This window comes from Novosphingobium aquiterrae, assembly GCF_042434435.1.
Taxonomy (GTDB): Bacteria; Pseudomonadota; Alphaproteobacteria; order Sphingomonadales; family Sphingomonadaceae; genus Novosphingobium; species Novosphingobium aquiterrae.
The window spans coordinates 451,404-463,201 of the sequence record NZ_JBHLTL010000006.1; the positions used below are offsets into that span (position 1 = coordinate 451,404).

Below are 11,798 nucleotides of genomic sequence, written 5' to 3' on the forward strand. Positions count from 1 at the left end.
GGCAAATGTTGCAGCTGGTTCCGTACCGAGCTGCGCAGACAACGGAACACTGACGACGGCCAGGGCTGCCGTGGGGGCAGGCTGGGGCAATTGCACCGCCGGAACGGGCGCAAGAGCTGGCACAGTCTCGGACTTTGCAGTGCCAGCGGAAAGCGCGGCCGGCTCAGTCAACATCTGGCGCGTCAGCCCAGCTGTGGAGCTATCGATCCCGCTGGCGATGGGCCTGGCGGCCAATGCTGGCCTGGCTTTGACACGCGGTTCTGCCGCAGCCGGTGCGTGATATGCGGAATGGGCGACACGGCTTACCTTTGTCGACGACTCAGCCAGGTGTGCCTGCAGCGCGACGATCGCGGCATGCGGCGCGGCCGGCGCACCGCTTTCCCAGCCCGGCGCGAAACCCGCGCCATCGATGCGATGCGGTATGCCGCTAAGATCGGAGCGAACCGCGCCGTGCGAGCCGCTACCACCGGCGAGGCATGCTGCCAAAGCCAACGCGCCCAACAAAGGCCGGTCACCTAGCAGCATGAATGTGGGTTCTATCGTGTCCATCTTCGCCTTCCCCCGGCGGCCAGATTCCGCGGGCAAGTGTCCGTTGATTCGCATGGAAGAGTCAAACCGGATTTGTTCTGAGATCGCAGACCTTGCATAAATAATTGACGAAAAGGGATAGTTCCATTTTGTCGGTTAGCTGACACCACGACGCGATCGCAAGAATGCGTCAGGACGGGACATGATCTGCATGCGCTGCTGCGATTCTTGGTTAACGCGTCAAGTGATCCGCAATTCAGCATAATCAATTGAAAATAAAGGAAATAAAGAGTGGGCGTAGCGATGTCTGCGCGGGGTTGCGACGGACCGGTGGAAAAACAAGGCGTGGAGTCGCGGACACACTTGCCTCTGCATGGTTTGCAAAGGCGGTTAACGAACTTGCAAGGAATCGGTCCGGGTGTTCTAACGCAGCCAAGGCGAAGGGCGCGCTAACGATTCGGATAACGAAATCCGACAGATAAGCGCCACACGCCCCCAACAGGTCGCAGAACGTTTGCTAGGTTCACACCAGCCATTTTGCGCTGCGTCCGTGTCAGATGTTCTGCGTCCCTCACTGGTTCCCCGGTCCGTCTGGACCTGGCAGCCCGAAGAGAGCGAACGACGGCGATGGACTACGAAGGCACCCGCGACACCGACACCGAAATCGCCCTGGGCGATACCGTGCTGAACAATCCGGCACTGGCTCGGGCCCTGCCTGAACTGGCTGCTGCGGCCAGCGCGGCAGCGCGCACCGGCGGTACGCCATTGGTCCCGGACGCGAACAACACGGTGGTCCTGCCCGACGGCGCCTCGCTTGATGACATCACCGTGCGCGGACGCGATCTGGTCATCCAGACCGACGACGGGCGCACCTATGTGATCGCGGATGGCGCGATTTTCGTGCCGCAGATCGTTGCCCAGGGCGTGACGGTTCCGCCGCTCAACCTTGCCGCACTGCTGATCGGGCACGAGCCCGAACCTGCTGCCGGCGCGATTCGCAGCTCGGGCGGCAACTTCGCCGTGCCGGTCGGTTCGATCCAGGACGCCTACAAGATCGGCGATCTGCTGCCTTACACCGAACTCAAGTTTCCCGAACCGCGGATCCGCGAAATCGTCCCCGGAATCGATCGCAAGCCAATCACGGGCCCCAATGCCGATGTGCTGCTTGACGATGACGCGCTGAAGGGCGGCAATCCCGGCGGGACCGGTGACGATGCCGACAGCGCCAACACCGCGGGCACGCTGGTCGGCAGCGGCGGCGACGGCGCGCTGACCTGGTCGCTGTCGACCGCAGGCGCACCCAGCGGGTTCTCCTATGTCGCCAATGGCACCGGGCTCGACGTCTTCCAGGGCGCGGTCCGCGTTCTGACGGTCACGCTCGATACCGCGACAGGTGCCTATACCGTCACCCAGCTCGCGCCGATCGTGCATGTTGCCGGCAGTGACGAGAACAACCAGATCTTCTCGCTGACCTACACGGTCACCGACATCGACGGCGATACGGCATCGGGAACGCTCGGCATCAATGTCGATGACGATACCCCGGTCGCCAATCCGGACACCGACACGGTTGCCGCAGGCACCTATGGTCCGGAAACCGGCAATGTCCTGACCGGCGCCGGGACGACCAGCGGTGCCGCGGGTGCCGACCACGTCGGGGCGGACGGTCCGGCTGCGGGCGGCGCGCTCATTGCGATCAGCGGCTTTGGCGGTGCAGGGACGATCGGCGGAATCACTGTCGGTCACTATGGCACGCTGACGCTCAATGCCGACGGCAGCTACAGCTATATCCGCAATCCGGGCACGCCGGGCGGCGTGGCCGACACCTTCACCTACACGATCCGCGACGGTGACGGCGACAACACCTCGACCACGCTGACGATCAACATCGGCGATGCCCAGCCGCTGACCCGCGAGAACGCGACGGTCCTGCTTGACGACGATGCCCTGGCCAATGGCAATGCCGGCGGCACCGGCGACACTGTCGATGCAGCCAATGTTTCCGGCACGCTCTCCGCAGCTGGCGGCGATGGACCGCTGGCCTGGTCGCTGTCGACCACCGGCGCGCCGGCCGGCTTCAGCTATGTCGCCAACGGCACCGGCATCAATGTGCTCCAGGGCTCGACCCTGGTCATGCAGGTCACGCTCAACACCGCGACCGGCGCCTACACGGTGACCCAGGTTGCGCCGATCGACCATGCGGCCGGCGGCGACGAGAACAACCAGCCCTTCAACATCACCTACACCGTGACCGATCAGGACAGCGATGCCGCCACCGGCACGCTGTCGATCAGCGTCAACGATGACACGCCGCTTGCCGCAAACGACACCGACACTGTCGCGAGCGGTACCTATGGCCCGGAAACCGGCAACGTCCTGACCGGCGCCGGCACGACCAGCGGCGCCGCAGGGGCCGATTCGATCGGCGCTGACGGTCCGGCCGCGGGCGGTGCAGTCACCGCGATCAGCGGTTTCGGCGGCGCTGGCGCGATCGCGGGCGTTACCCACGGCCAGTACGGCGACCTGACGCTCAATGCCGACGGCAGCTACAGCTATGTCCGCAATCCGGGCACGGCGGGCGGGGTCAGCGACACCTTCACCTACACCGTGACCGACCACGACGGCGACACTGCCACCGCGACCCTGATCATCGCGATCGAAGATGCGCGCCCGATCACCGCAGCGAATGCCACCGTCCTGCTTGATGACGATGCGCTGCCCGGCGGCAATCCTGGCGGCACCGGGGACGATGTCGATGCAGCCAATGTCACCGGCACGCTGACCGGCTCCGGCGGCGACGGGCCGCTGATCTGGCAAGCCGTTTCGTTCACCTCGCCTGTCGGGTTCTCGCCCACCCTGGTCAATCCGGGACTGATCGAAGTGCGCCAGGGTGGAACCCTGGTCTTCACTATCGCTTTCAATACGACGACCGGCGCCTACACGGTGACGCAGCTCGCGCCGATCAACCATGCGGCCGGCGGCGACGAGAACAACACCGGCTTCAGCTTCGGCTACCGGGTTGTCGACGTCGACGGTGACTTTGCAAGCGGATCATTGGCGATCAACATCGACGACGATACGCCCGTCGCCTTCAACGATACCGACGCCCTGCTCGCCGGTGCGACCACTGCCAGCGGCAATGTCCTGACCGGCCTGGGCAGCGACGGCAACCCGGCCGGTGCCGACTCGATCGGCGCCGATGGCCCGGCAACGGGCGGCGCGGTTACCGCGATTACCGGCTTCGGCGGCGCTGGCACGATCGGCGGCAGCACGACCGGTGAACACGGCACGCTGACGCTCAATGCCGACGGCAGCTACACCTATGTCCGTTCGACCACCGGTGCGATCAACGCAACCGACACCTTCACCTACACAATCACCGATCACGACGGCGATACCGCGACCGCGACCCTGGTGATCACGCTGCAGGATGCCGCGCCGATCACCGGGCCGAACCAGACGGTGCTGCTCGACGACGACGTGTTCGCCGGCGGCAATCCCGGCGGCACCGGCGACGTGACGCCGGACACCGCCAACACCTCCGGGACGCTGGCCGCATCGGGCGGCGACGGGGCGCTGGCCTGGTCGCTGACCTCGTTCAGCTCGCCGGGCGGCTTCTCCGCCTCGCTGGTCAATCCTAGCCTGCTCGAGATCCGCCAGGGCTCGACCCTGGTGATGCAGATCACGCTCAACACCGCGACCGGTGCCTACACGGTAACCCAGGTCGCGCCGATCGATCATGCGGCCGGCCTCGATGAGAACAACTCGGGCTTCACGCTCGGCTACCGGGTGACCGACGCCGACGGCGACCAGGCCTTCGGCACGCTGGCGATCAGCGTCAACGACGACAGCCCAATCGCGGTCAATGACACCGACGCCATCCTTGGTGGCGGCTCAACCGCCAGCGGCAATGTCCTGACCGGCCTTGGCAGTGACGGCGATCCGGCTGGTGCCGACTCGATCGGTGCTGACGGTCCGGCAGCGGGCGGCGCAGTTACCGCAATATCCGGCTTCAACGGTGCGGGCACGATCGACGGGGCCACCGTCGGTCAGTACGGCACGCTGACGCTCCATGCTGACGGCAGCTACACCTATGTCCGCGCCAGCGGCACGCCGGGCAATGTCGCCGACACTTTCACCTACACGATCACCGATCATGACGGCGATACGGCAACGGCGACGCTGACGATCACGATCGAGGATGCGCGTCCGGTCACCGGACCCAATGCCACGGTCCTGCTGGACGACGATGCGCTGGCCGGTGGCAACCCTGGCGGTACCGGCGACGTGAACCCGGACACCGCCAACACCAGCGGGACGCTGGCGGCATCGGGCGGCGACGGTGCGCTCGCCTGGGCGCTGACCTCGTTCACCTCGCCTGGCGGCTTCAGCGCGTCGCTGGTCAATCCCGGCCTGCTCGAGATCCGCCAAGGCTCGACCTTGGTGATGCAGATCACGCTCAACACCGCGACCGGTGCCTATACTGTGACCCAGGTTGCGCCGATCAATCACGTAGCCGGTCTCGATGAGAACAACACGGCCTTCACGCTCGGCTACCGGGTAACCGATGCCGACGGCGACCAGGCCACCGGCACGCTGGCGATCAGCGTCAACGACGATACCCCGACCGCTTCGGTGACCGGCGCCGTCCCGAACCTGACCGTCGACGAAACCAATTTCACGCCCAATTCGACCCAGAACCTCAGCAGTGTCTTCACCCATTCATTCGGGGCAGACGGCGCCGCAGTGGGCGGCGGTGTAGGCTATACCCTGGGCGTGGTCGCCGGGCCCAGCGGGCTGGTCGACACGCTGACCGGGCAGCCGATCACCCTCGCCATGAACGGCACCGTGGTCGAAGGTCGCAATACCACTGGCGATCTGGTCTTCACGGTTGCCGTCGATGCCAGCGGCAACGTCACGCTCGATCAGAGCCGCGCCGTGGTCCACGATCCGAACCTTGGCCCCAATGACGTCGAGACCCTGGCCGCCAACCTGGTCACGCTGACCCAGACGGTCACCGACCACGACGGCGACAGCGCCTCGGCGACGGTCGGGATCGGCGATCATCTGCAGTTCGTCGACGATGCGCCCAGCGCGGGCGGCAACCTTACTGCCTTCCTCAACGACGATGCGCTGAGCGGCGGCAATCCCGGCGGCAGTGGCGATATCGGGGGCATCCAGGCCACGACCGGTGTGCTGTCGCATACTTACGGCAACGATGGCGGCTCGCTCGCCTTCCTTACCACCGGTGCGCCCAGCGGCTTCCAGTACGTCGCTTCGGGCTCTAACATTCTGATCCAGCAGAACCAGGGCGGCACTTTCGTCACCGTCGTGACAGTGACGTTGAATAGCGCGAGCGGGGCTTACACGATCACCCAGAACGCGCCGGTGCTGCATGGCACCCCCGGCACGATCGAAGAAAACCAAGCCTTCACGCTGAACTATGTGGTCACCGATGGTGACGGCGATACCGCGCCCAGCTCATTGGTCATCGTCGTCAACGACGATACCCCGATCGCCGTCAACGACGTCGACTCGGTGACCGAAGACGGCGCGATCGTGGCCGACGGCAATGTCTACACCGGCAGTGGCGGCAGCGATGCCAATGCCACCGACGGTGCCAAGGACTCGATCGGAGCCGACGGCGCGGCGCTGGGCGGCGCGGTCACCGCGATCGCCTTCGGGGCGACCACTGGCACGCTCGGCAGCGCGCTGGCGGGCACTTACGGATCGCTGACGCTCAATGCCGACGGCAGCTACTCCTATGCGCTCAACAACGCCAGCCCGCTGGTCCAGGCGCTCGACAGCGGCGAAACCCGCACCGACGTGTTCACCTACACGATCACCGATCGTGACGGGGACAGCACCACGGCGACGCTGACCGTGACTATCAACGGCACCAACGATGCCCCGGTGGTGACCCCATCGACCGCGGCAGTTTCGGAAGAAGGTCTGGCGTTGGGCAATCCGGACACGATCGGCAACACCGACACCACCAACAGCGCCACCGCCAGCGGCACGATCGTCGCCACCGATGTCGATGTCGAACCGCTGACCTACACGCTTGGTACGCCGGCCACGGCGCTCACTTCGGGCGGCGTAGCGGTGACCTGGTCGGGCGCAGGAACCGGCACGCTGACCGGTTCGGCCGGCGCAACGCCGATCATCACCGTGACGATCAATTCGAGCGGCGGCTACACCGTTACCCTGCTCGGCCATGTCGATCACCCCAGCACCACGACAGAAGACAGCTTGAACCTTGTTGTACCGGTCAACGTATCGGACGGTACGGCCACGACCGGCAGCACCATCACGGTCTCGATCGAGGATGATAGTCCGATCGCGACCACCGGCACCACCTCGGGCACGGTTGACGAAGACGGCCTGTCGGGCGGAATTGCCGGCGGAACCGGCGACGTTGCCGGGACTGCTACCGTGGCGACGGGCTCGGTAGTCGGCCTGTTCTCTGGCGGTGCCGATACGTCGCCGCAGTACCTGCTGACCACGACTGCGGGTCTGCCCACGCTGACTTCGGGCGGAACGGCGATCACCTATTCGCTGGTCGGCAATGTGCTGACCGCGACGGCCGGGGCGACCCCGATCTTCACGCTCAACCTCAATTCGGCGACCGGCGGCTGGACCTTCACGCTGCAGGGGCCGATCGATCACGCCAGTGGCGCGAACGAGAACGACCTGGTGCTCAACTTCGCGGGGATCGTCCAGGCGGTCGACGCCGACGGCGACCGCGCCACGGCAACCGGCACCTTCAGTGTGACGGTCAACGACGATACTCCGGTGGCGAACAACGATGGGGTAACCCAGGGCAGCGAGAATGCTCCGGTAACGATCAACGTCTTCGCCAACGACCAGGGCGGCGCTGACGGCACGCTGGCTTCCAGCGTGGCGCTGGTTGCCGGTTCGCTCCACAACGGCGTCGGCGCGGCCAGCGGCACGCTGACCAACAACGGCAACGGCACCTTCACTTACCAGCCCGGCCCGGGCGAGGAAGGAACGATCACCTTCGCCTATACGATCACCGATCGTGACGGCGACACCTCGCAGGCAACCGCGACGATCACCCTCCTGGCCGACTCGGTTCCGCAGCCGGTCAACGTCGTGGCCGCGGTCGATGACGATGCTTTGGCGGGCGGCCTGGCCGGCGGAATCGGTGACATCACCACGAACACCGGATCGAACCCGGCTTCGGCCACCGAAGCAGTGTTCAATGGCCAGATCAGCGTCAACTTCGGCAACGATACCGGCGCGGTCAGCTTTGCCAACCTCAACGGCACGACCGGCGTGGTCGGCACCGAAACGGTCAACTATGCCTGGAACGCTGGCACCAACACGCTAAGTGCGACAGGTCCGCGCGGCCTGCTGTTCACTGTCAGCCTGACGCCGTCGGGTACCTACACGGTAACCCTGGTCGACAACGTGCTCCATGCGACCGGCGGCAATGAAACCAGCGCCCCGGTGGTCAACCTCAACTACCTGGCGACCGATAGCGATGGTGACACCAACAGCACCGGCGTGCTGGCGATCACTTTCAACGACGATACGCCGACTGCGGTCAACGACGGCGTCACCCAGGGCAGCGAGAATGCTCCGGTGACGATCAATGTCTTTGCCAACGACCAGGGCGGCGCCGACGGCGCGCTGGCTTCCAGCGTGGCGCTGGTGGCCGGTTCGCTCCACAATGGCGTCGGCGCGGCCAGCGGCACGCTGACCAACAACGGCAACGGCACCTTCACCTACCAGCCCGGCCCGGGCGAGGAAGGCACCGTCACCTTCGCCTACACCATCACCGATGCCGACGGGGACACCTCGCAGGCGACCGCGACGATCACCTTGCTGGCCGACTCGGTTCCGCAGCCGGTCAATGTCGTGGCAGCGGTCGATGATGACGCGCTGGCCGGCGGGATTGCGGGCGGCACCGGCGATATCGACGCCAATGCCGGAGAGCCGGGCGCGACGCCGAGCGAGGCGCTCTACACCGGCGCGATCGCGGTCAATTTCGGCAACGATACCGGCACGGTCAGCTTCGCCAACCTCAACGGCACGACCGGCACGGTCGGCACCGAAACGGTCAACTATGCCTGGAACGCCGGTACCAACACGCTGACCGCCACCGGTCCGCGCGGCGTACTGTTCACGGTCAGCCTGACTCCGTCGGGCGCCTATACGGTAACGCTGGTCGACAACGTGCTCCACGCCGCGGGCGGCAACGAAACCAGCACGGTGGTCAACCTCAACTACCTGGCTGCCGACAGCGACGGTGACACCAACAGCACCGGGGTGATGGCAATCACCTTCAACGATGACACCCCGACGCTGGGTGCGGTCCAGAACCAGCAGGCCAACAACGATCCGACCCAGGCTCCGGCCGTTGGCACCTTGCATTTCGCCGCTGGCGCCGATGGCGCAGGCAGCGCAATGACGATCAGCGCCAACCTGACCGGGATCACTTCGGGCGGACATGCGCTGGTTACCCAGCAGGTTGGCAATGTGCTGACGGCCTATGCCGATATTACCGGCAATGGCTTCACCGGAGACGACACCGCAGTGTTCACGCTGACGGTCGATCCCAACGCCGGCACATCGGGCCAATATACCTTCAACCTGATCGCTCCGCTCGATACGCTTACGACCAACGTCTCGATCCTGTCGAACGGTGCATTCGGAAGCGGACCCAGCAACGGCATCGAAGTGACCAATTCGGCCACGGCGGAAAAGCTGACGCTGGTTACCGGCTGGGCCGCGACTGGCGGTTTCACCGGCGGGGAAGAAGGTGCCTGGCTCGCGGGCGGCACGCCCGACATGACCCAGCGCAATGACGTCAACGGTTCGACCAGCGGCTGGGGCCTGGCCAACAACAACTTCGATGCGGGCGAGTTCCTCCGCTTCGATTTTGGCGCGCTCAACGACTATGACGGCGCAGGCGGCTATACCCCGCCCGTTGCCGGGCCTTATGCCAACGTCAGTTACGCGGCCTTCTCGTTCTTCAACTTCGGGACCGGCGACAAGATCGAGTTCGTCGCGCACTATACCAATGGCACGACCGCATCGTGGACGCTGAATGGCGGAGTCGATCCTTCGACCCTCACGATCAATTCGCCTTCGGGGACGCAGATCGCATGGATCGACGTCTATGAGGCAACCGGATCGATCAAGCTCAACCTGACCGACATTGGTGTCACGCAGACTTCCATCGACCGCACCCTGCCCTTTTCCGTGCAGCTGACCGATGGCGACGGCGACCCGACCGCGACGGCCAACTTCTCGGTCCATGTCGCCACCGGCCTGTCGCCGCTGGCCCCAGCCGCGCCGATCGCGATCGATCTCAATGGCGACGGTGTGCATTACCTTGCCAGCGATGCGGGCGTGACCTTCGACTACGGCAACGGCCAGAAGGTTGCGACCGCCTGGGTCGACGGTCACGACGGCCTGCTGGCGATAGACGCCAACCACAACGGCAAGGTCGACAACGGCACCGAGATCGTCTTTGGCGGTAACGGTCTGACTGACCTTCAGGGCCTGGCCGCAACCTACGACACCAACCACGACGGTGTGCTCAACGCGCAGGACACGGCCTTTGCCCAGTTCGGCGTGTGGCAGGATGCCAACAGCAATGGTGTCAGCGACGCAGGTGAATTCAAGAGCCTGACCGAGCTTGGCATTGCCAGCATCAACCTGACCAGCGATGGCCAGGCCGGCACGGCTGCCGGCGGCGACGTGACGGTGCTGGGCACGACCACCTTCACCCGCACCGATGGCACCACCGGCACGGCAGCCGATGTGGCCTTCGCCACCTCCGCCCTGCAGCGCCAGGCCCAGCCGGCCGAGCTGGCTGCGGTCAGCGCGGCGGCAACCGGCCTGCTTGCGGCGATGGCGCTCGACCACGCCAATGCCGTGGCGGACACCGGGCTGCGTACGGCAGCGGCGCACACCGCCGATCTGCCCGCGGCTCCGGCACCGGTCGGCGCCGATCTGCCCGAAGCGGCGGCCCAGCCGGCCTTCGCCCAGCTCACTTCGCCGGCTTCGGCCAAGGTCGCGGCGCTGGTTGAAAGCCGCGGCGATCACACCGACGCCGATCGTGGCCATGCGGAGCTGGCGCGGATCGTGGATCACGCCGACAAGATCGATACCGCGGCCCAGACTGCCGGGAAGAGCGCACTGTTCGCCGATCATGACGGGGGTCATGCGGCGATGGATGCACTGCTGACGGTCGCGGCCCAGACCCAGACAAAGGCGGCCCCTGCGGCGCAGCCGGTCGTGGCCGAGGCGCTGTCGGATGCCGCTGGCAACCACGCAGTGGATCACATCGTCGATCACTTCGCGGCCACCACGGCCACACAATTGGGAGCTTCGCCGAAGGCCGGTGACTTTGCACTCCAGGGACTGCTCGACAGCAGTGTGCAGGGCAGCGGGCATGACGCGGGGGCGCCGCATTTCAATCTGATGCAGGTGCTCGATCACGAACAGGCCGCTGCCTTGGCGTGATGACTGGGATACGGGACTGCAGCGAAATTGGGGAATATCGCGATGCGCACTGATGCAAAACTGAACAAGACGGCACTGGGGGCACTGCTTGCCGCCACCACCGTGGCCTTTCCGGCTGCGGCCCAGGCCCAGGCCACCGCAACCGACCTCATGGGGATGTCGGTTTCGGCGCTGAAGGGAGAGATCGGCAATCGTTACGATGCCGCGCTGACCCTGACCCGGGACGGGGCAATCCAGGGCGCGGACACGCCGCGCTACCTCTGGGCTCTCCAGGCCAAGGCGCAGTGCGGCATCGCGCTCGGCTTCCTGAAGAGCGGGACCAAGGATCCGGTCTCGATCGGCAAGTGCGTCGATGCTTACACCCGGATGCAGGAGCAGCCGGTCGTTGCGCCGCCGCCGCCGCCCCCGCCGGTCGACAATCCCGCTTGCCGCGAAAGCATTGCCGGGATCGTCTTCTTCGAATGGGACAGCGCGGTTCCGCCCGAAAGCGCCGCGCCAATCATACAGGCCGCCGCGCAGAACCTCAAGGTCTGCGGCTGGAAGGGCCTGATCGTGACCGGCCACACCGACCGGTCGGGCAGCGATACCTACAACAACGCCCTTTCGACGAAGCGCGCCACTGCGGTTGCCCAGATGCTGGGCGCGCAGGGTGCAGACGGCGGGCAGCTGACGGTCTCTGGCCGCGGTGAAGGCGAACCCAAGGTGCCGACCGCCGATGGCGAGCGGAACCCGCAGAACCGCCGTGTCGAAATCACCGTACAGAACTGATT

The 11,798-nt window shown here is 65.7% G+C and carries 2 protein-coding genes; both read left to right on the forward strand.

Going from position 1 to position 11,798, the window contains the following annotated elements:
• Positions 1-1,155: 1,155 nt before the first annotated feature.
• Complete coding sequence (locus tag ACFFF7_RS12045; protein WP_379481596.1) at positions 1,156-11,028, forward strand: beta strand repeat-containing protein; 9,873 nt, start codon at positions 1,156-1,158, stop codon at positions 11,026-11,028.
• A 42-nt stretch (positions 11,029-11,070) separates the two neighbouring features.
• The gene (locus tag ACFFF7_RS12050; protein ID WP_379481597.1) at positions 11,071-11,796 is read left to right on the forward strand and encodes an OmpA family protein; all 726 of its coding nucleotides are present in this window, start codon (positions 11,071-11,073) and stop codon (positions 11,794-11,796) included.
• Positions 11,797-11,798: the final 2 nt, after the last annotated feature.

Excerpts from the sequence above, each read along its gene's own strand:
- ACFFF7_RS12045 (WP_379481596.1), top strand. The coding sequence starts at position 1,156 with ATGGACTACGAAGGCACCCGCGACACCGACACCGAAATCGCCCTGGGC.
- ACFFF7_RS12050 (WP_379481597.1), top strand. The coding sequence starts at position 11,071 with ATGCGCACTGATGCAAAACTGAACAAGACGGCACTGGGGGCACTGCTT.